This window comes from Streptomyces flavochromogenes (genome assembly GCF_000717595.1).
In the GTDB taxonomy this organism is placed as follows: Bacteria; Actinomycetota; Actinomycetes; order Streptomycetales; family Streptomycetaceae; genus Streptomyces; species Streptomyces flavochromogenes.
Map to the genome: position 1 here is coordinate 424745 of NZ_JNZO01000018.1, position 20144 is coordinate 444888.

The 20144-nt window shown below is 72.3% G+C and carries 15 protein-coding genes; 7 read left to right on the top strand and 8 right to left on the bottom strand.

Annotated elements, in window-relative coordinates:
• The first annotated feature begins 216 nt into the window (after window positions 1-216).
• The 4 genes from IF00_RS0123725 to IF00_RS0123740 all read left to right on the top strand — a co-directional run bounded on the left by IF00_RS0123725 (window position 217) and on the right by IF00_RS0123740 (window position 4465).
• A complete protein-coding gene (locus IF00_RS0123725; protein ID WP_030321180.1) occupies window positions 217-1194 on the top strand; it encodes a tetratricopeptide repeat protein in 978 nt (325 codons plus the stop codon).
• 591 nt (window positions 1195-1785) lie between these two features.
• Entirely contained in the window at window positions 1786-2466 is a 681-nt protein-coding gene (locus tag IF00_RS0123730) for a DUF6230 family protein (protein ID WP_030321181.1), read from the top strand.
• Between the two features lie 117 nt (window positions 2467-2583).
• Window positions 2584-3171: a DUF6114 domain-containing protein gene (locus IF00_RS0123735; RefSeq protein ID WP_030321184.1), complete on the top strand. Its 588-nt coding sequence runs from the start codon at window positions 2584-2586 to the stop codon at window positions 3169-3171.
• Complete coding sequence (locus IF00_RS0123740) at window positions 3161-4465, top strand: hypothetical protein (RefSeq protein ID WP_030321186.1); 1305 nt, start codon at window positions 3161-3163, stop codon at window positions 4463-4465. Before IF00_RS0123735 ends, IF00_RS0123740 begins: the two co-directional genes overlap by 11 nt.
• Window positions 4466-4536: 71 nt before the next feature.
• Here IF00_RS0123740 and pyk read toward each other — a convergent pair whose 3' ends face one another.
• The 3 genes from pyk to pta form a co-directional block, all read right to left on the bottom strand.
• The gene (gene pyk / locus IF00_RS0123745; protein ID WP_030321188.1) at window positions 4537-5967 is read right to left on the bottom strand and encodes a pyruvate kinase; all 1431 of its coding nucleotides are present in this window, start codon (window positions 5965-5967) and stop codon (window positions 4537-4539) included.
• A 74-nt stretch (window positions 5968-6041) separates the two neighbouring features.
• Window positions 6042-7325, bottom strand: a complete 1284-nt coding sequence (locus tag IF00_RS0123750) for an acetate kinase (protein ID WP_051820567.1) — start codon at window positions 7323-7325, stop codon at window positions 6042-6044.
• Window positions 7322-9415: a phosphate acetyltransferase gene (gene pta / locus IF00_RS0123755; protein ID WP_030321190.1), complete on the bottom strand. Its 2094-nt coding sequence runs from the start codon at window positions 9413-9415 to the stop codon at window positions 7322-7324. Before pta ends, IF00_RS0123750 begins: the two co-directional genes overlap by 4 nt.
• A gap of 345 nt (window positions 9416-9760) precedes the next feature.
• Here pta and IF00_RS0123760 point away from each other — a divergent pair, with 345 nt between their 5' ends.
• Window positions 9761-10786, top strand: a complete 1026-nt coding sequence (locus IF00_RS0123760; RefSeq protein ID WP_030321192.1) for an ATP-dependent 6-phosphofructokinase — start codon at window positions 9761-9763, stop codon at window positions 10784-10786.
• Between the two features lie 366 nt (window positions 10787-11152).
• Complete coding sequence (locus IF00_RS0123765; RefSeq protein WP_030321195.1) at window positions 11153-12289, top strand: helix-turn-helix domain-containing protein; 1137 nt, start codon at window positions 11153-11155, stop codon at window positions 12287-12289.
• 40 nt (window positions 12290-12329) lie between these two features.
• Here IF00_RS0123765 and IF00_RS0123770 read toward each other — a convergent pair whose 3' ends face one another.
• The 5 genes from IF00_RS0123770 to IF00_RS0123790 all read right to left on the bottom strand — a co-directional run bounded on the left by IF00_RS0123770 (window position 12330) and on the right by IF00_RS0123790 (window position 18350).
• The gene (locus tag IF00_RS0123770) at window positions 12330-14000 is read right to left on the bottom strand and encodes a serine/threonine-protein kinase (RefSeq protein ID WP_030321197.1); all 1671 of its coding nucleotides are present in this window, start codon (window positions 13998-14000) and stop codon (window positions 12330-12332) included.
• Between the two features lie 126 nt (window positions 14001-14126).
• Entirely contained in the window at window positions 14127-14867 is a 741-nt protein-coding gene (locus IF00_RS0123775) for a tyrosine-protein phosphatase (RefSeq protein ID WP_030321199.1), read from the bottom strand.
• Between the two features lie 118 nt (window positions 14868-14985).
• Window positions 14986-15597 carry a helix-turn-helix domain-containing protein gene (locus tag IF00_RS0123780; protein WP_245234617.1) on the bottom strand — a complete coding sequence of 204 codons (612 nt, stop codon included), beginning with the start codon at window positions 15595-15597 and terminating at the stop codon, window positions 14986-14988.
• A 177-nt stretch (window positions 15598-15774) separates the two neighbouring features.
• Window positions 15775-16470 (bottom strand): response regulator, encoded by a 696-nt coding sequence (locus IF00_RS0123785; RefSeq protein ID WP_030321204.1) that lies wholly within the window; start codon window positions 16468-16470, stop codon window positions 15775-15777.
• Complete coding sequence (locus IF00_RS0123790; RefSeq protein ID WP_245234612.1) at window positions 16467-18350, bottom strand: sensor histidine kinase; 1884 nt, start codon at window positions 18348-18350, stop codon at window positions 16467-16469. Before IF00_RS0123790 ends, IF00_RS0123785 begins: the two co-directional genes overlap by 4 nt.
• 198 nt (window positions 18351-18548) lie before the next feature.
• On the opposite strand from IF00_RS0123790, the gene IF00_RS0123795 reads away from it, so the two are divergent.
• Window positions 18549-19907 carry a cation:dicarboxylate symporter family transporter gene (locus IF00_RS0123795; protein WP_030321206.1) on the top strand — a complete coding sequence of 453 codons (1359 nt, stop codon included), beginning with the start codon at window positions 18549-18551 and terminating at the stop codon, window positions 19905-19907.
• Window positions 19908-20144 lie beyond the last annotated feature (237 nt).

The window sequence follows — 20144 nt, forward strand, 5'->3', positions numbered from 1 at the left end:
TTACGCTACGACCTGTAGCGAAAGGCATTGAGCGGCCTGAGCGACAACCACGGCACCGGGTGGGGACCCGGTGCACCGCACCGGGTGGGGACCCGGTGCGAACCGAAGACGAGGAACCGTGTCGCCCCACGTCTCGCACACCGGCGGGAGACGTGCGGACGGCACGGTTCAGCCATGGCTTACCGGTTACGCGCGCGGAAGGGGGAGGATGTACGTATGCAGCCCCGAAACATGTCCATGAGCGGCGTCGTCGACCTCGCCGCGGTGAAGGCGGCCGGAGAGGCCAAGGCGAAGGCGGAGCAGACGCGCGCCGCAGCCGCCCGGCAGGGTGGCCCCGCCGCCGTGCCCCCGTCCGCCCTGGTGATCGACGTCGACGAGGCGGGATTCGAGCGCGATGTGCTCCAGCGCTCCGCCGAGGTCCCGGTCGTCCTCGACTTCTGGGCCGAGTGGTGCGAGCCCTGCAAGCAGCTGAGCCCGCTCCTGGAGCGGCTCGCCGTCGAGTACAACGGCCGCTTCCTGCTCGCGAAGATCGACGTCGACGCCAACCAGATGCTGATGCAGCAGTTCGGCATCCAGGGAATTCCGGCCGTTTTCGCGGTGGTCGCCGGTCAGGCGCTGCCGCTCTTCCAGGGCGCCGTGCCCGAGGCCCAGATCCGCGAGACCCTCGACCAGCTGATCCAGGTCGGCGAGGAGCGCTTCGGTCTGACCGGCATCGTCGTCGACGCCGACGGCGAGGGCCCCGACGGCGGAGCGGCCGCGGCCGCGCAGCCCGTCGGCCCCTACGACGTGCTCCTCGAAGCGGCCATGTCCGCGCTCGACGTCGGTGATCTGGCCGGAGCCGTCCAGGCGTACAAGAACGTGCTCGCCGACGACCCGGCCAACCCGGAGGCCAAGCTCGGTCTGGCCCAGGCCGAACTCCTCGCCCGGGTGCAGGACCTCGACCCGGCCGCGGTGCGCAAGGCCGCCGCCGACGGTCCGGCCGACGTGACCGCGCAGATCGCCGCCGCCGACCTCGATCTGGTGGGCGGTCATGTACAGGACGCCTTCGGGCGTCTCGTCGAGACCGTGCGCCGCACGGTCGGCGAGGACCGGGACGCGGCGCGGCTGCGGCTCCTGGAGCTCTTCGAGGTGATCGGCGCCGACGACCCGCGGGTCACGGCGGCCCGGCAGGCCCTGGCGCGGGTCCTGTTCTAGTCCCGTCCGGTGCGCCGGATCGTCCGACGATTTGGCAGCAGGGTGACAAAAGGCGGCCGCGCTTTACCAAAACTTGGTAATCGCGGCCGCTGTTACTTGCAGTAAATCGAACCTGCGATTCTGTCCGTATTCTTCCGGCAATCTGCCGACATTCCTCGCCACGCGAACGTACCCTCCGTGCCCGTTCGGCCCCACCCCGCCATGACGTGGTTATCCACCCGTTACTAGCCAGTAACGAACCCCCTTGTGCGGGGGCCCGGAATGGACCACGATCGGCGACGCTCGGTCCAAAACCGCACCACCCCGGCAACCAACCGGGACGCGGCGAGGGTCCCCACCGGGTGGACCGGTGTTCCGGCACCGGTCGTGGACAGGGGGGTTCCCGCTCTCACCGAACGGGGCCTGTCCAATCAGGTCGCGCTCCAAGGCGTGGCCCATGGTTGTCGCTCGGGGGTGATCGCCGGTGATTCGGACGCGCAACGCGCCGCCTGATGCCTCGGCGCTCTCCTTCCCGAGGACGTAGCTCTTCTCCCATCCCAGGACGGGCCCCGGGCCCTTCCGGAGATGTACGTCCGAGAAGGAGGAATTCTCATGAAGTCCCAGGTTCGTGGCGGGACCAGATGGAAGCGGTTCGCCGTCGTCATGGTCCCGAGTGTGGCCGCGACGGCCGCGATCGGTGTCGGCCTGGCCCAGGGCGCGCTCGCCGCGTCCTTCAGCATCTCCGGCCAGGAATTCAAGGTTAAGGCCAACAGCCTCGTCGGTACGGACTTCGTCCAGTACGGCAGCGTCGACGCCGGCAAGGACCTCGAGGGCAAGGACTTCGCCGCCCCGGTGGCGGTGTCCGGCTTCTCCGAGGCCTGGATCACGAACATGTGCCAGTCGGTCGTGACGCCGAAGGTGCCGTTCATCGGTGACGTCACCCTCCGTCTGGAGGCCGGCACCGAGGCCGCCAAGACCGGAAAGGCCGAGGACAAGGTCTACGCGAAGGGCATCTACCTCGATGTCTCCGAGCTCAAGGCCGACGCCGAGTTCACCAACATCGACATCGGCATCGCCGCCGGCGACCTGCACAAGGTCAACGGCCAGCCGGTTCCGGGCAAGCCGGGCATCCAGCCCAACACCAAGGCCAACCCGTACGGCTTCGGCCAGCGTGCCGAGCAGGCGACGCTGAACAACGTGGAGCAGAAGGCGTGGGCCACCACGGCCGGCACCTTCAAGCTCCCCGACCTTCACCTGTCCCTGCACCGGGGCACCTCGAAGGAGTGCTACTAGGACTGACCGGTCCGCGAGGACCAGGTCGTCCTGAGGGTGGGGCCGCCCCGTGCGGTCCCACCCGCGAGGCCCCTTCCCTTCAACTTCTCAGCAACACCGCTTCCAGGGAGCTGTTCCATGAGCGCCGAGATCCCCGCCTCCCGCGAAGTCCCCAAGAAGGAGAACCGGTTCAAGGTCTGGCGGCAGACCCGGCCCTTCTGGGCGGGACTGTTCACCATGATCGGCGGCGTACCGATCGCCTACCTTCCGTACGGGGACATGCGGCTCGGCAATGTCACCCTCGCCATGCAGACCACCGCCGGTGCCGGCGCGCTGATCATCGGCGTCCTGCTCATCACGCTCGGTCTGACGATGTGGTTCCAGCCCATCGTCCGGGTGTTCGCGGGTGTCGCGACGATCGTCCTGGCGCTCGTCTCCATCCCGGTCTCGAACTTCGGTGGCCTGATCATCGGCTATCTGTTCGCGGTCATCGGCGGCGGTATGTCCGCCGCGTGGGCGCCCGCCCCGCCGGTCGAGGAGACCGACGAGGCAGAGGCCGACGCAGAGCACGACGGTCAGCCGGAGGCCTCCGACGAGGCCGCCCCCGCCCTCGACCCCGAGACCGAGGCCATGGTGGCGGCCGTATTCCCGGAGCAGCGCGAGGGCGCGCAGCCGCTGACCGACACGACGATCGACGCCAAGGGCGGGAGGAACAGTGCGGGGTGACGAGACTCAGTCGGCGCTCGCGAAGGAGGGCCCGCGGCACGCGGCCCCGCGCAAGTCGCTGCTGAACAGGATCCAGGGCCCCGCGGGCAAGGCGATGGCGCTGGCCGCCATGCCGACCGCGGTGTTCGTGGGCATGGGCCTCACGCCCAGGCTCGCCCTCGCCGATGAGAAGGACATCCCCTTCGCGCCCGGCCCCTGTGTGACGCGCTCGGACGAGCCGACGCAGGAGGAGACGACGAAGCCGGCCGAGACGGCGAAGACGACGCCCGCCTCCACCCCCACCGCGACGCCTTCCGCGACCGCGACCGCCACCCCCACCGCCACCGCGACCCCCACCGGAAGCCCGACGCCGACCGCGACGGAGACCGGGCAGGCGGCCACGCGGCAGACGCAGGGCCAGGCCAAGACCACCGCCTCCCCGACGGCGACGCCGACACCGACGGCCACACCCACGCCGACGCAGTCGAAGAACCCGCTCGACCCGCTGGGCCTCGGCGACGCGCTCAAGGACCTGTTCGACGGCCCGGACCCGAAGCCGACGGAAACGCCCACCACGGCGGCTCCGACGACCCAGGCACCCGCCCCGAGCGCCTCCGCGACGGCTCCCGCCGACAAGCCGGCCACGACCACTCCGCCGAAGTCGACCGCGGCTCCGAAGGCGACCGCCGACCCGGGCGCGGAGACGGCGAAGAGGCAGATCGAGAAGGCCGCCGCGCAGGCCGGCGCGAAGGTCCAGGAGCTGCCGGAGAGCGCCAAGGGCCTGGAGGCCAAGAAGGACGAGTCCATACCCGACGGCGCCAAGCCCCGGTTCCCGTGCCCCGAGCCGGACCCCGAGGCGCTCGCGGCGGCCGACCTGGAGCCGGGCATCCCGCTGCTCCCGGACGAGCCGTGGCGGCTGGAGAGCTCGCTGCTCACGCTGAAGGGCCTCAAGTACCACGGCATCGTCGAGGTCAAGACGGGCAGCGGCAAGCTCAAGAAGGTCCTGAAGTTCACCGCGACCGGCATCGACATCAAGGACCTCCACCAGCTGACGGTCCACTCCGAGGGCCGCACGGGCCACGTCCGCTCCGACAAGGGCTCGACGTCGACCATCACCGACGGCACGGTGACCATGTACACGGAGGAGCTGAAGGGCAACCTCTTCGGCATCATCCCGATCACCTTCAGCCCGGAGAGCCCGCCCCCGCTGGACGTCCCCTTCGCCTTCTTCACCCAGGTGAAGCTCAAGCAGGCGGGACAGTTCGGCGGCACCCTCAAGGTCCCGGGCCTCCGCAACACGGTCGAGCCCGACTGACCCGGTACGACACACGGCCCGTACGACGAAGCCCCCGTCCGCACCGTGCGGACGGGGGCTTCGTCGTGACGTCAGGCGCGCTCGCCGCCACCGAGGTGGTGGACGCGGACCATGTTCGTCGTGCCGGGGACGCCGGGGGGCGAGCCGGCGGTGATGACCATGGTGTCACCCGCGTTGTAGCGCTGGAGCTTCAGGAGCTCGGCGTCCACCAGGTCGACCATCGCGTCCGTGTTGTCCACGTGCGGGACGACGAAGGACTCGACGCCCCAGCTCAGGGTGAGCTGGTTACGGGTGTTCTCGTCCGTCGTGAAGGCGAGGATCGGCTGCTGGACGCGGTAGCGCGAGAGACGGCGGGCCGTGTCGCCGGACTGGGTGAAGGCGACCAGGGCCTTGCCGCCCAGGAAGTCGGCGATCTCGCAGGCCGCGCGGGCGACGGAACCGCCCTGGGTGCGCGGCTTCTTGCCCGGGACCAGGGGCTGGAGGCCCTTGGAGAGCAGCTCCTCCTCGGCCGCGGCGACGATCTTCGACATCGTCTTCACGGTCTCGATCGGGTACGCGCCGACCGAGGACTCGGCCGACAGCATGACCGCGTCCGCGCCGTCCAGGATCGCGTTGGCGACGTCGCTCGCCTCGGCGCGGGTCGGACGGGAGTTGGTGATCATCGACTCCATCATCTGGGTCGCGACGATGACCGGCTTGGCGTTGCGGCGGCACATCTCCACGAGGCGCTTCTGCACCATCGGGACCTTTTCGAGCGGGTACTCGACGGCGAGGTCGCCGCGGGCCACCATGACCGCGTCGAAGGCCGCGACGACGGCCTCCATGTTCTCGACGGCCTGCGGCTTCTCCACCTTGGCGATGACGGGGACCCGGCGGCCCTCCTCGTCCATCACCTTGTGGACGTCCTTGACGTCGTCGGCGTCACGGACGAAGGAGAGCGCGACCATGTCGCAGCCCATGCGGAGCGCGAACCGGAGGTCGTCCACGTCCTTCTCCGACAGGGCGGGGACGTTGACCGCCGCGCCGGGCAGGTTGATGCCCTTGTGGTCGGAGATGACACCGCCCTCGACGACGATGGTCTTGACCCGGGGGCCCTCGACCTCGACGACCCGCAGTTCGACGTTGCCGTCGTTGATCAGGACCTGGTCGCCCTTGGAGACATCGCCGGGCAGGCCCTTGTAGGTGGTGCCGCAGATGGACTTGTCGCCGGGGACGTCGTCGGTGGTGATGGTGAACTCGTCACCGCGCACCAGCTCGACCGGGCCCTCGGCGAAGGTCTCGAGACGGATCTTGGGGCCCTGGAGGTCGGCGAGCACGCCGACGGCGCGACCGGTGTCCGCGGAGACCTGCCGGACGCGGTCGTACCGCTCCTGGTGTTCCGCCTGGGATCCGTGGCTGAAGTTGAATCGGGCCACGTTCATGCCGGCCTCGATGAGAGCCTTCAGCTGCTCATACGAGTCGACGGCGGGGCCCAGCGTGCAGACGATTTTGGAACGGCGCATGAGGCGGATCCTATCGGTTTGTTTCGCTGCGGAATATTCCGGCTGGCGGAAAGTACAAATGGGCGCGAGGTCGCTCAGGCGTTCACTTCTCCGAGCGTTTCTCCGAGGGTTTCTCCGGGCCTTTCCGCGGGTGCTTCCCCGCCCACCAGAGCGAAGGTCTGGCGCGCGATCTCCAGCTCCTCGTCCGTCGGCACCACGGCGACCGCCACCCGCGCGTAGTTCGGCGAGATCAGCCGTGCCTCGTCCGACCGCACCGCGTTGAGGTCCGCGTCCACCGCGAGCCCCAGCTCCTCCAGTCCCGTGATCGCGGCCTCCCGCACGGGGGCCGCGTTCTCCCCGACCCCCGCCGTGAACGCCACCGCGTCCACCCGGCCCAGCACCGCGTAGTACGCCCCGATGTACTTCTTCAGCCGGTGGATGTAGATCTCGAAGGCGAGCGCCGCACGCTCGTCGCCCTCGTCGATCCGGCGGCGGATCTCCCGCATGTCGTTGTCCCCGCAGAGTCCCACCAGGCCGGACTTCTTGTTCAGCAGGACGTCGATGTCGTCGGCCGACATGCCCGCCACCCGCTTGAGGTGGAAGGTGACCGCCGGGTCGATGTCGCCCGAGCGGGTACCCATGACCAGGCCCTCCAGCGGCGTCAGGCCCATCGAGGTGTCCACGCACCGGCCGCCCCTCACCGCGGAGGCGGACGCGCCGTTGCCCAGGTGCAGCACGATCACGTTCACCTCCTCCGGCTCCTTGCCGAGCAGCTTCGCCGTCTCCCGCGACACATACGCGTGCGAGGTGCCGTGGAACCCGTACCGCCGGATCCGGTACGCGTCGGCCGTCTCCACGTCGATCGCGTACCGCGCCGCCGACTCCGGCATCGTCGTGTGGAAAGCCGTGTCGAAGACCGCGACCTGCGGCAGGTCGGGGCGGAGCGCCGTCGCCGTACGGATGCCCGTCAGGTTCGCCGGGTTGTGCAGCGGCGCCACCGGCACGAGCCGCTCGATCTCCGCCAGCACCTCGTCGTCGATGACCGTCGGCTCGGTGAACCGCAGCCCGCCGTGCACCACCCGGTGGCCGATCGCCGCCAGCTCGGGGGAGTCGAGCCCCAGGCCGTCCGCCGCCAGCTCCTCGGCGACCGCCTTCAGCGCGGCCGCGTGGTCGGCGATCGGGCCGTTCTTCTCGCGCTTCTCGCCTCCACCGCCCTGCAGCGGGGTGTGCACGAGCCGCGAGGTCTCCTCGCCGATCCGCTCCACGAGCCCCTGGGCGAGCCGGCTGTCGTCGCGCATGTCGAGCAGCTGGTACTTCACCGACGACGAGCCGGAGTTGAGGACCAGCACACGGGTGGGAACGGGGGTGGGGGCGGTCATGCGGGGAACTCCTGACCCTGGGCGGGGACCTGGGACTGGATCGCCGTGATGGCGACCGTGTTGACGATGTCGCTGACGAGCGCGCCGCGCGAGAGGTCGTTCACCGGCTTGCGCAGACCCTGGAGCACCGGCCCGACGGCCACGGCGCCGGCCGAACGCTGCACGGCCTTGTAGGTGTTGTTGCCGGTGTTGAGGTCCGGGAAGATCAGCACGGTCGCCTGCCCCGCCACCTCCGAGCCCGGCAGCTTCGTCGCCGCGACCGAGGGCTCGACGGCGGCGTCGTACTGGATGGGCCCCTCGATCCGCAGCTCCGGGTGCGCCTCGCGGACCAGCTTCGTCGCCTCCCGCACCTTGTCGACGTCGGCGCCGGAGCCCGACGTGCCGGTCGAGTACGAGAGCATCGCTATCCGCGGCTCGACGCCGAAGCGGGCCGCGGTGGCCGCCGACTGGACGGCGATGTCCGCGAGCTGCTCGGCGTCCGGGTCCGGATTGACCGCGCAGTCGCCGTACACGAGGACCTTGTCGGCGAGGCACATGAAGAAGACCGACGAGACGATCGAGGCGTCCGGCTTGGTCTTGATGATCTCGAAGGCCGGGCGGATCGTCGCAGCCGTGGAGTGCACCGAGCCGGAGACCATGCCGTCGGCCAGACCCTCCTGGACCATCAGCGTGCCGAAGTAGTTGACGTCCGAGACCACGTCGTACGCCAGTTCCACGGTGACGCCCTTGTGGGCCCGCAGCGCCGCGTACTTCTCGGCGAACGCGTCCCGCAGCTCCGACGTCGCCGGGTCGATCAGCTGTGTGTCGGCGAGCGCGATGCCCAGATCGGCGGCCTTCTTCCGGATGACCTCGACGTCGCCGAGCAGCGTCAGGTCGCACACGTCACGGCGCAGCAGCACGTCGGCGGCGCGCAGCACCCGCTCCTCGGTGCCCTCCGGGAGCACCACCCGGCGCCGGTCGGCGCGCGCCTGCTCGATGAGCTCGTGCTCGAACATCATCGGGGTGACCCGGCCGCTGCGGGCCACCGAGACCCGCTTGAGCAGGTCGGCCGTGTCCACGTGCCGTTCGAACAGGCCGAGCGCCGTCTCCGCCTTGCGCGGGGTGGCCGCGTTCAGCTTGCCCTCCAGCGCGAAGAGTTCGGTGGCGGTCGGGAAGCTGTTGCCCGCCACGGAGATGACCGGGGTGCCCGGCGCGAGACGGGCCGCCAGGGTCAGGATCTCGTCGCTGGGCCGCTCGTTCAGGGTGAGCAGCACACCGGCGATCGGCGGGGTGCCGGCCGAGTGCGCGGCCAGCGCCCCGACGACCAGGTCGGCCCGGTCCCCGGGGGTGACGACGAGACAGCCCGGGGTCAGCGCGTTGAGGAAGTTCGGCAGCATCGCGCCGCCGAAGACGAAGTCCAGCGCGTCGCGCGCGAGGCCCGCGTCGTCGCCGAGGACCACGGAGGCGCCGAGCGCGTGCTTGATCTGGGCGACGGTGGGCGCGGCGAGCGCCGGCTCGTCCGGCAGGACGTAGCAGGGTACGGGCAGCCGGGCCGTGAGCCGCTCGGCGATGACCTCCCGGTCCTCGCCCGCCACCCGGTTGACGATCATCGCGAGCACGTCGCAGCCGAGTCCGTCGTACGCCCGGAAGGCGTTGCGCGCCTCGGACCGCACGGACTCCGCCGACTGGCCCTTGCCGCCGACGACCGGGATGACGGAGGCGCCGAACTCGTTGGCGAGCCGCGCGTTGAGCGCCAGCTCGTCGGGGAGCTGGGTGGCGGCGAAGTCGGTGCCGAGGACCAGGACGACCTCGTAGTCGCGGGCGACCGCGTGGAAGCGGTCGACCAGCTGCGACACCAGCTCGTCGGTGCCGCGCTCGGCCTGCAGCGCGGAGGCCTCGTGGTAGTCCATGCCGTAGACCGTCGAGGCGTCCTGCGAGAGCCGGTAGCGGGTGCGCAGCAGGTCGAAGAGCCGGTCGGGACCGTCGTGCACCAGCGGCCGGAACACCCCCACCCGGTCCACCTGGCGGGTGAGGAGCTCCATGACTCCCAGCTCGACGACCTGGCGGCCGTCACCGCGGTCGATCCCGGTCACGTACACGCTGCGCGTCACGCCGTGGTCTCCTGTCCAGTCCTGCGGAAAACGGGACTCACGGAGCCGGGGCGAGCGGTGCCCTCGCGGCACGCTCGCGGCCCGTGCGCCGACCGACGCCGTGGTCCCTCGCGTCAACCGACTGTGCTCAGAAAGCCCCGATAGGGCGGCATTACCCCCTTGACAATACCCCCGCCGATGGTTAGGTCGCCCGCCGGACGAAGGGCCCTGAACCCCGGGACGAAAGGCCTCTCCGCGAGGCCCGGGAGGGACGCGCGGAACGGCCGCGAGCGCGCCCCTCAGGCCGGGCGTGCCAGAATCGCTCTGGCTCACCAAGGAACGCGACCGAGCAGGAGACACAGCACGATGCGCATCGGAGTCCTCACCGCAGGCGGAGACTGCCCCGGCCTGAACGCAGTGATCCGGTCGGTCGTGCACCGGGCGCTCACCGGCCACGACGACGAAGTCATCGGCTTCGAGGACGGCTTCAAGGGCCTCCTCGACGGCCACTACCGACCCCTCGACCTCAACGCCGTCAGCGGCATCCTGGCCCGCGGCGGCACGATCCTCGGCTCCGCCCGCCTGGAGCGGAACCGGCTGGCCGAAGCCGCCGAATCCGCCCCCGACCTGGCCCGCGAGTACGGCATCGACGTCCTCATCCCGATCGGCGGCGAAGGCACCCTGACCGCCGCCCGGATGCTCTCCGACGCCGGCATGCCCGTCGTCGGCGTCCCGAAGACGATCGACAACGACATCTCGTCCACGGACCGCACCTTCGGCTTCGACACCGCCGTCGGCGTCGCCACCGAGGCCATGGACCGCCTCAAGACCACCGCCGAGTCCCACCAGCGGGTGATGGTCGTCGAGGTGATGGGCCGCCACGCCGGCTGGATCGCCCTGGAGTCCGGCATGGCCGGCGGCGCCCACGGCATCTGCCTCCCCGAGCGGCCCTTCGAGGTCGACGACCTGGTCAAGATGGTCGAGGAGCGCTTCGCCCGCGGCAAGAAGTTCGCCGTCATCTGCGTCGCCGAAGGCGCCCACCCGGTCGAGGGCTCGATGGAGTACAAGAAGGGCGAGATCGACCAGTTCGGCCACGAGCGCTTCCAGGGCATCGGCAACCAGCTCGCCGTCGAGCTGGAGCGGCGCCTCGGCAAGGAGGCCCGCCCGGTCATCCTCGGCCACGTCCAGCGCGGCGGCACGCCGACCGCGTACGACCGGGTGCTCGCGACCCGCTTCGGCTGGCACGCGGTGGAGGCCGCGCACCGCGGCGAGTTCGGCAGGATGACGGCGCTGCGGGGCACGGGCGTCGAGATGGTGCCGCTGGCCGAGGCGGTCACCCGCCTCAAGACGGTCCCGGAGGACCGCATCCGCGAGGCGGAGTCCGTCTTCTAGGGCGCCTTCCGAGGACAGGTTCGGCCGGCGCCCGTCCGCCCGTCAGCGGTGCCCGGCCTTCGCGGGCCGCCCTCACGGGCCGTCCTCACGGCTCTGCCGACGGCTCTGTCCCCAAGGCCCTGTCGTCGGGACCTCCGTCCCGACCTGTCCCGATTCCCGCCGGGACCCGGACGCACCCGAGTGGCCCCGACCGTCCCCCCGTGGACGGTCGGGGCCACTCCGCCGTGCGCGGCATCACCCCTGGAAATGCCGGGTTCCACTCTTGAGCCGGAGCCTGCGATCAACAAGGCTTGGGGCCTGTCCCGGACATGTCCCAACCCCTGTCCGGCGGAGTTCGGTGGGTTCGGTCGAAGGGAAGAGGCACGGATGACACCGGGGCGGCACACCCCTGACCCACGGGAGGCACGCACCCCGGCCGAGTTCCTCGCGCGCCTCCAGGCCCTCAAGGACTGGTCGGGCCTGACCTACCGCGAGCTCTCGGCCCGGGCGGAGGCACGCGGGGACGTCCTGCCCCGGTCCACCGTGGCGAACATGCTGGCCCGCGCGACCCTGCCCCGCGAGGAACTGCTGACCGCCTTCGTCCGCGCCTGCGGAGCGACGTCGGCCGAACTGGAGGACTGGCGGACGGTACGGGCGGAGCTGGCGGGCCGGGGGGCGTACGGGGCCGCCGAGGCAGAGGCTGACGCGAGTACGGCCACGGACGCGGCTACAGACACGGACACGGACGCGGGTGCGCCTGCCGATCCCGGAGCGGCGGGGCAGGTGGCGCCCGATACGCCCGGGACGGTCGGCCCGCCGCCCACCTGGCCCGGGCCCGATACCGCGGCCGCGTCGCAGGGCGGCGCGTCCGGCATCCCGTCCGGAACCCGTCCCGGCACCCCGTCCCGCATACGGCGCGCGCTCGTCGCGACCGTCGCCCTGACCGGGCTCGTCCTCGCCGGGGTCAGCGTCGTCGCCTTCCTCCGCGACGGCGGCACCGGCCCCGCGGGCCAGCATCCCCGTGCGGGTCAGCCGCCCCGTACCCCCGCCGCCGTGGCCCCCGCCGTGGGAGACGTACGCATCCGCCTGGCCGGCACCGACTTCTGCCTCGCCGAGCGGCGCGGCACCCGCACCGGACAGGTCCATCAGGTGCCGTGCGCCGCGTCGGACTTCCCGCTCTACTCCCTCGCCACGGTGGGCTCCGGCCGGTGGAGGATCGTCTCCGACCACCCGGACTTCGGCCCCGGATGCTCCGGCATACCCTCCGGCGGCCGGATACCCGACTCCGCGTACGAGGACTCCGAGTGCGGGGACCCCAGCCGGGTCGAGGCCTTCACCCTGGAGCCGTACGGCACTCCCGAGGGTCCGGTCCGCGGCTACCGGATCGTTCCGGTCGGCTCCGCGACGCCCGGTACCTGTGTCACCGTCGTCGGCGACCGCCAGGCAGCCTGGGCACGGCTGGCCCAGGCGCCCTGTACTCCGGACGCCGCCGGTCAGCTCTTCTCCTTCGACCGGCGGGACTGAGCGGGAAGGGGGAGTGGGGAGCGGGCAAGGAGCCAGGGCCTCAGGGGCTCAGGACCGGGACGTCGAGAGCGTGTCTGGCGATGCTCACGGCCTCCGGCCGGCAGTTCGTCCCGGGGTCGCCCTCGGCCTTGAGCGTGACCGAGACGCGCAGCGTCAGATTGCTGTCGCGCAGGCGCAGGACGCAGTCCCCCTCGCCCGGCGCGGGGACCGCCCAGTACGCCTCGTCGCCGACGTCCGCGTTCATGGTGCCGCCGTCCGACTGAGCGGCGTGCTCCGTCTTCTGACGGTCCGTCGCCTCACCCCGCTCGGCGGTGGGGGTCTTGAGGTTCCACCAGACCTCGGCACTCTCGGCCTTCGCCCCGTCGGACTCCCCGGTGGTCCAGGAGCAGCGGATCTCCGGGCCGTCGGCGTGGGCGACGGAGAAGTCCCGCTCGGGGTTCCGCTCGTACGAGGGCAGGGCGAGCTTCACGTCCTGGCAGGCGGGCAGCGTGCGGTACTTGTCCGTGCCCGGGTCCTTCCTCAGCAGGAAGTACCCGCCGACGCCCGTCCCCGCCACGACGAGCAGTCCCGCGGCGAGGAGCGCGACGGTTCGCCCGCGACCCCGCCGCCGCGGCGGCTCCTGAGGAGCGGGAGCGGGAGCGGGACTGGGACGGGGAATGGGCGGGGGCGCGGTGGCGGGCGCGGGGATCCGCGCGGGCGCCGTGACCGTCGGCCGGGCGCCGGTGTGGGCCGTCGGGTACGGCGTCGGCGGACCCGGCGTCACGGGTACGTCCGGGCGGGGCCCGACGACGACCGTCGGGGTCGGGGCCGGCCCCTCGCCCAGCAACGCGCCGATACGGGCCTGCTGGTCGGCCACCAGGGCGTGCACCGCGGGGGGCCAGACCCGGGCGGCGGGCGGGACCGGGCCGAGGAGTCCGATCAGCCGGGCCGGCGTGGGCCGGGCGGCCGGGTCTTTGGCGAGGCACTCCTCGACGATCCCGCGCAGCCCCGCCGGCACCCCGCTCAGGTCGGGGACGCCCTGCACCACGTTGGCGAGCGTCTGGAAGGTCGAGGTGCCGGCGAACGGGGAGGCGCCCGTCAGCGCGAGGACGAGGACGGCGCCGAGCGAGAACACATCGCTCGCGGGGGTGAGTTCCCGGCTCTCCGCCTGCTCGGGCGACATGAACGGGGGCGAGCCGATGACCCAGCCGGTCTGGGTCAGCTGCGTCGGCTCGGCGGCGCCCGGGTCCGCCGCCCGCGCGATGCCGAAGTCGATGACCCGGACCCCGTCCTCCGCGAGCAGGACGTTCTCGGGCTTGAGGTCGCGGTGGATCAGCCCCACCCGGTGGATCTCGGTCAGTGCCGTCGCCAGGCCCAGGGCGAGCCGGCGTACGGCGGTCTCGGGCAGTGGACCGGCCTCCCGCACCGCCGCCCCCAGCGAGGGCCCGGTCACGAACACCGAGGCGAGCCAGGGGAGGGCGGCGTCCGCGTCGGCGTCCATCACGGCCGCCGTGTAGGCGCCGGAGACCCTGCGGGAGGCGGCCACCTCGCGGCGGAAGCGGGCCCGGAAGTCGTCGTCGGACGCGAACCGGGCATGCACCTGCTTGACGGCGGCGAGCCGGCCGTCGTGGGCCGCGCCCAGGAGCACGCGGCCCATGCCGCCGTGGCCGAGCTCGGCGAGCAGCCGGTACGGACCGACCTCGGTCGGCTCGGAGTCGTCGAGCGGTTTCATCACAGGCCCCCCACGGCACAAGCCCCCATGGCGCCGCAGCGCCGTCCGTCCGCCGCGATCCTACTGATCCCGGCGGCCGGGGAAGGACGCCGTCGGCACGGGAACGGGCCCGGTGGAGGACGCGCGTCAGGGCGTCTCGACCAGACGGGCCCTGAGCGCCGTCACCACCGCCGGGTCGAGCCCGACGTGGCCGGTGACGTACGCGTCCACGGAGCCGTACCGGGCGCGCAGGTCCGCGAGGAAGAGCCGGATGATGTCGGCGGGCGCCCGGCCGTAGCCCGGCCAGCGCAGTGCGCGGCCGGGGTGGGAGGCCCGCCAGTCGGCGATCAGCCGCTCCGTGGCCAGCTCGGTGAGGGCGAAGTCCGCGAGGATCTCCTCGTCCGGAACGCCCAGGAGGGCGAGGAGGACGGCGGCGAGCAGCCCCGTACGGTCCTTCCCGGACGCGCAGTGGAAGACGAGCGGGCCGTCGGCGGAGGCGATGACCTCCAGGGCCGTACGGAGTTCCACCGCGCCGTCCTCTGCGACCTCGGCGAACCGGTCGGCGAGGTAGCGCCAGGGGTCGAGGTCCGGGTCGATCTCCGCCTGGTCGTAGGGGCGGTGCTCGATGGAGAGGTTGTGCCAGGAGACGTCCTCGGTCTCCGGGAGGCGGCCCTTGGCGGCGATCTCCCACGGGTAGCGCAGGTCGATCACCGTGGTCACGTCGAGCGCGCGGAAGCGCTCCAGATCGGTGGGGTCGGCGTCCGCGAGCTTGGCGAGGGAGTCGGAGCGGTAGAGGGTCTCCCACCGCACGGTCCCGCCGTCGGCGGTCCGGTAGCCGCCCAGGTCACGGAAGTTGTGGAGTCGTTCGAAGGGTATGTGTCGTCTCACGGCGCCAATGTAAGGGCCGGAGTGCGGAGTTCGGTGCTCCGGCAGCCCGTCGGGAGCCGATCGGGAGTCGTGGGTCGACCGGGGGACGGGAGCGGACCGGGATCCGGTCAGGCGCCCGCTAGGCGCCGACGGCGGCCCAGAAGTGCCCGGTGATGTCGTCGAGATAGGCGCGGCCCTCGTCGCCGGTGCCGGCCGAGGCGCCCCAGCTGCTGGTCGCCGCCATCTTGGCGTGGTAGTCGGTGTGCAGCCGCTGGAGGGCGTACTCCAGGGTCTGCCGGGGCAGCGGCAGCATCTTCACGGCCGGCTTCACGTAGGCCTGCCAGCGGTGGGTGGTGGCGGCGTCCCGCAGCAGCTCCGCGAGGGACTCGTCGCCGCCGGTGGCGGTGATCAGGGCGCGCGGGCCGAGACCGAGGACCTCGGCGAGTGCGGCCGTCTGGCGTTCGGTGCCGCGCCAGCGGCCCTCGTCCTCCATGCGCTGGTACGCGTGGGCCGAGACGCCGACCCGCCGGGCCAGCTCCTCGGGGGCCAGGCCGCGCGTCATCCGGTGCTCGCGGAGCGTGGTGGCGGCGGCGATGAGCTCGGCGGGAGCACACCACAGGACGCCCGCGAGGGCGGTGAGTTCCTGCTCGCTCGGGAGGGCCCGGCCGCGTTCCCATGCGACGACGGCGTCGGGCGTGACGAAGAGGCCGTACTGCGCGCGCAGGCCGTAGGCGACGTGACCGGGGGTCATGCCGAGACCCTCACGGAAGCGCCGCGCGGCCAGGGCGTTGAAGGGTGGGGAGGGTTGGTGCACCCGGTCACCGTAGGTGCGGAGGGTGACGGCTGGCTACGGTGCGTTCCCCCAACATGCGAAGTCGTAGGAACGTGGGAACCGATCGGTAACCGCGGGTGGCGGCGGAGAAGACGATCAGTGACCGCGGGCGGGCCCGTCGAGCCAGCGGTACTGGAGCTCCGGCCGTCCGATCTGACCGTACTGCGGGGCGCGCACCGCCCGGCCCTCGGTCACCAGGTGTTCAAGATAGCGGCGTGCGGTGATCCGTGAGATCCCGACGGCCGCACCGGCCTCGGCGGCGGTGAGCCCGGCCGGGGTGGACCGGAGGGTCCGGGTGACGGACTCCAGGGTGGGCGCGCTCAGGCCCTTGGGAAGGGTGGTGGGGTGCGGGGCCCGGAGGGTGGCGAGCGCCCGGTCGACCTCGTCCTGCCCGGAGGCCTCGCCCGCGGTCGCCCGGAACTCGGCGTACCGGGCGAGCCGGTCCCGCAGGGTCGCGAAGGCGAAGGGCTTGAGGACGTACTGGACGACGCCGAGCGAGACGCCCTCGCGGACGATGGCCAGGTCGCGGGCGGAGGTCACGGCGATGACGTCGGCGGAGTGCCCGGCGGCGCGCAGCGCGCGCAACAGCTGGAGGCCGTGGCCGTCCGGCAGGTAGAGGTCGAGCAGGATCAGGTCGACGGGCGTCCGTTCGAGCAGGCGCACGGCGGCGGCCCGGGAGTGTGCGACGCCGACGACGGTGAACCCGTCGACGCGCCCGGCGTAGAGGGCATGGGCGTCGGCGGCGACGGGATCGTCCTCGACGACGAGCACCCGCAGGGGAAGCGCGCTCACGAGACCACCTCGGAAGAGCCGATGGGAGGCGGGGTACCCCCACGGGACCCGGGGGACGGGTCGCCGGGTGAGGCGGGGCCCAGCGTGGGGGTGGGGCCGGACTGGAGGGCGGCGCGGGGGCGGGTGACCGCGCCGGACCCGGAGGCTGCGTCGGGCCCCGAGGCAACGCCGGACCCGGCGGCTGTGCCTGGCCCCGGGGTGGTGGCGGGCCCGGAGGCCGCGTCCGGTCCCGGGGTGGTGGCGGGGTCGGGGGGCGTGCCCGGCGTGCCCGCCCGGGGCAGCGGCACCGGCGTCGGCAACGGCAGGCGCACCGTGAACCGAGCCCCGCCCCCCTCCGCGTCCGTCACGTCCAGCGTGCCCGCCGCGCGGGACACCGCCTGGCCCACCAGTGCCAGGCCCAGTCCCCGGCCCGGGCCCCGGGTGGTCCAGCCGCGGCCCAGGACCGCGTCGCGGTCGGCCGGGCGGACGCCGGGACCGGTGTCGGCGACCCGGAGGAGCAGTTCGCCGTCTCCCGTGCGCGCCGCGACCGTGACCGTCACACGCGCGTGCGGGGTGCCGCCCGCCGCCTCCACCGCGTTGTCGATGAGGTTGCCGAGGATCGTCACCAGGTCCCGGGACGGCAGCGCCGCCGGCACCAGACCGTCGTCGATACGGCTGTCCTCCGTGAGGACCAGCTCCACGCCCCGCTCGTTCGCCTGCGCCGCCTTGCCGAGCAGCAGCGCCGCGAGCACCGGCTCCCCGACGGCGTCCACGACACGGTCCGTGAGCGCCTGGGCCAGTTCCAGCTCCGCCGTCGCGAACTCCACCGCCTCCGCCACCCGGCCCAGTTCGATGAGCGACACGACCGTGTGCAGCCGGTTCGCCGCCTCGTGGGCCTGCGAGCGGAGCGCCTCCGTGAACCCCCGCTCCGAGTCCAGCTCGCCCGACAGCGCCTGGAGTTCCGTGCGGTCCCGGAGCGTGGCGACCGTGCCGCGCCGCTCCCCGCCCACCACCGGCCGGGTGTTGACCACCAGTACCCGGTCCGCCGTCAGATGCGTCTCGTCGACCCGCGGCTCCGAGGACAGCAGCGCGCCGGTCAGCGTCGCGGGAAGGCCGAGTTCCGCCGCCGGACGGCCGACGACCCCCTCGTCCAGGCCCAGCAGCTCCCGCGCCCCGTCGTTGATGAGCGCGATCCGCCGCCGCCCGTCGAGCATCACGAGCCCCTCGCGGACCGCGTGCAGTGCGGCCTCGTGGTAGTCGTGCATCCGGCTCAGCTCCGTCGCGTTCATGCCGTGCGTGTGGCGCCGCAGTCGCGCGTTGATCACGTACGTCCCCGCCCCGCCGAGCGCGAGCGCCGCGCCCGCCATGCCGAGCAGCGCGGTGACCTGCTCCCGTACCTGCTCGCTGATCTTGTCGATCGTGATGCCCGCGCTGACCAGCGCCACGACCCGGCCGCCGCGGTCGAAGACCGGCGCCACCGTCCGTACGGAAGGGCCGAGCACCCCCAGGTGGGTCTCGGAGTGCGTCCGGCCCGCCGCCGCCTCCTCGATGTGTCCGAGGTACGTCCGGCCGATCTGCTCCGGCTCGGGGTGGGTCCAGCGCGTGCCGTCCGGCGCCATGATCACCACGAAGGCCACGCCCGCGTGGCGGCGCAGCGCCTCGGCGTACGGCTGGAGCACCGCCGTCGGGTCGGCGGACCGCGCCGCGGCGAGCACGGACGGGGAGTCGGCGACGGCCGCGGCGGTCGCCGTGGCCTGGCGTCGCGCGGTCTCCTCGGCCTGCGTCCGGTCCGTGACGTATGCGAAGACCGCACACCCGGCCACGACGACGGCCACGAGCACGACCTGCATCGCGAAGAGCTGGCCGGCCAGGCTGCGGGGGTGGGGGAGGGGGAAACGCATGCGGGTAAGTGTGCACGTGGGACCGTGCGCCGACGCATTGCGTTCCCGAATCGTTCCCTCGCCGGCCTCCCCCTCCGTTCCCGCCGCACGGTTCGGTCGTGAACGAAACGTACGTAACCGTGACCCCGGTCACAGGCTGATGGATGCTCTCGGAGTCCACCGGGACGTGGACACCCCCATCAGCACGAGGAGGACCCCGTGGCCGCAAGACGGGACCGTACGCACTATCTGTACCTGGCCGTGATCGGAGCCGTGGTGCTCGGCATCGCGGTCGGATTCCTGGCGCCCGGCGTCGCCGTCGAGCTGAAGCCGCTGGGGACCGGCTTCGTCAATCTGATCAAGATGATGATCTCGCCGATCATCTTCTGCACGATCGTGCTCGGCGTCGGATCGGTCCGGAAGGCCGCGAAGGTCGGAGCCGTCGGCGGCCTCGCCCTCGGCTACTTCCTCGTCATGTCGACCGTCGCACTCGCGATCGGCCTCGTCGTCGGCAACATCCTGGAGCCCGGATCCGGTCTGCATCTGACCAAGGAGCTGGCCGAGGCCGGCGCCAAGCAGGCCGAGGGCGCGAGCGAGTCCACGCCGGAATTCCTCCTCGGGATCATCCCCACGACCATCGTCTCCGCCTTCACCGAGGGCGAGGTCCTCCAGACCCTCCTCGTCGCGCTGCTCGCCGGCTTCGCGCTCCAGGCCATGGGCGCGGCGGGCGAACCGGTTCTGCGTGGAATCGGCCACATCCAGCGGCTCGTCTTCCGCATCCTCGGCATGATCATGTGGGCCGCCCCGGTCGGCGCGTTCGGCGCGATCGCCGCCGTCGTCGGCGCGACCGGTGTCGACGCGCTGAAGTCCCTCGCCGTCATCATGATCGGCTTCTATCTGACCTGCGCGATCTTCGTGTTCGTGGTCCTCGGGACGCTCCTCCGGCTGGTCGCCGGGCTCAACATCTGGACCCTGCTCAGGTACCTGGGCCGCGAGTTCCTGCTGATCCTCTCCACCTCCTCGTCCGAGTCCGCGCTGCCGCGGCTCATCGCGAAGATGGAGCACCTGGGTGTCAGCAAGCCCGTCGTCGGCATCACCGTGCCGACCGGCTACTCCTTCAACCTCGACGGCACCGCGATCTACCTCACCATGGCCTCGCTCTTCGTCGCCGAGGCGATGGGCGACCCGCTCTCCGTCGGTGAGCAGATCTCCCTGCTCGTCTTCATGATCATCGCCTCGAAGGGTGCGGCGGGCGTCACCGGCGCCGGGCTCGCCACCCTCGCGGGCGGCCTCCAGTCGCACCGGCCCGAGCTGGTCGACGGGGTGGGCCTGATCGTCGGCATCGACCGCTTCATGAGCGAGGCGCGCGCGCTGACCAACTTCGCCGGCAACGCGGTCGCGACGGTGCTCGTCGGCACGTGGACGAAGGAGATCGACAAGGAGCGGGTGGCGGAGGTGCTCGCCGGGCGCGTGCCGTTCGACGAGAAGACGCTGGTGGACGACCACGCGCCGGCTCCCGCCGGGTTCCCGGATCAGCGGGCGGAGGACGGCGAGGAGAAGGCACGGGCGGGCGTCTGACGACCGGGCCGCCGGGTGGGCGTGGCCGCTGCGCGCGGCCCTCCCCCACCCCGCCCCTTCCCGGAACCGGGGCCTCGCGCCAGGGCCCCCGCGCCTCGAACGCCGGCGGGGCCGGCATTCCGCCCCCTGGTCGGGACCTTCGGTCCGCCCGGCGTGCGAGGGCACGGCCGCGAGCTGTACGAGGTCGGGGGGGTGCCCCTGGTTCGGGTAGGGGCGGGGCGGGGAAGGAGCCCCGCG

What these genes read in the sequence shown, in the direction of transcription:
- pyk (WP_030321188.1), bottom strand. Translation starts at nt 5,967, where the DNA reads ATGCGCCGTTCCAAAATCGTCTGCACGCTGGGCCCCGCCGTCGACTCG.
- IF00_RS0123770 (WP_030321197.1), bottom strand. Translation starts at nt 14,000, where the DNA reads ATGAAACCGCTCGACGACTCCGAGCCGACCGAGGTCGGTCCGTACCGG.
- IF00_RS0123760 (WP_030321192.1), top strand. Translation starts at nt 9,761, where the DNA reads ATGCGCATCGGAGTCCTCACCGCAGGCGGAGACTGCCCCGGCCTGAAC.
- IF00_RS0123750 (WP_051820567.1), bottom strand. Translation starts at nt 7,325, where the DNA reads ATGACCGCCCCCACCCCCGTTCCCACCCGTGTGCTGGTCCTCAACTCC.
- IF00_RS0123735 (WP_030321184.1), top strand. Translation starts at nt 2,584, where the DNA reads ATGAGCGCCGAGATCCCCGCCTCCCGCGAAGTCCCCAAGAAGGAGAAC.
- IF00_RS0123765 (WP_030321195.1), top strand. Translation starts at nt 11,153, where the DNA reads ATGACACCGGGGCGGCACACCCCTGACCCACGGGAGGCACGCACCCCG.
- IF00_RS0123790 (WP_245234612.1), bottom strand. Translation starts at nt 18,350, where the DNA reads ATGCGTTTCCCCCTCCCCCACCCCCGCAGCCTGGCCGGCCAGCTCTTC.
- IF00_RS0123780 (WP_245234617.1), bottom strand. Translation starts at nt 15,597, where the DNA reads ATGACCCCCGGTCACGTCGCCTACGGCCTGCGCGCGCAGTACGGCCTC.
- IF00_RS0123725 (WP_030321180.1), top strand. Translation starts at nt 217, where the DNA reads ATGCAGCCCCGAAACATGTCCATGAGCGGCGTCGTCGACCTCGCCGCG.
- IF00_RS0123730 (WP_030321181.1), top strand. Translation starts at nt 1,786, where the DNA reads ATGAAGTCCCAGGTTCGTGGCGGGACCAGATGGAAGCGGTTCGCCGTC.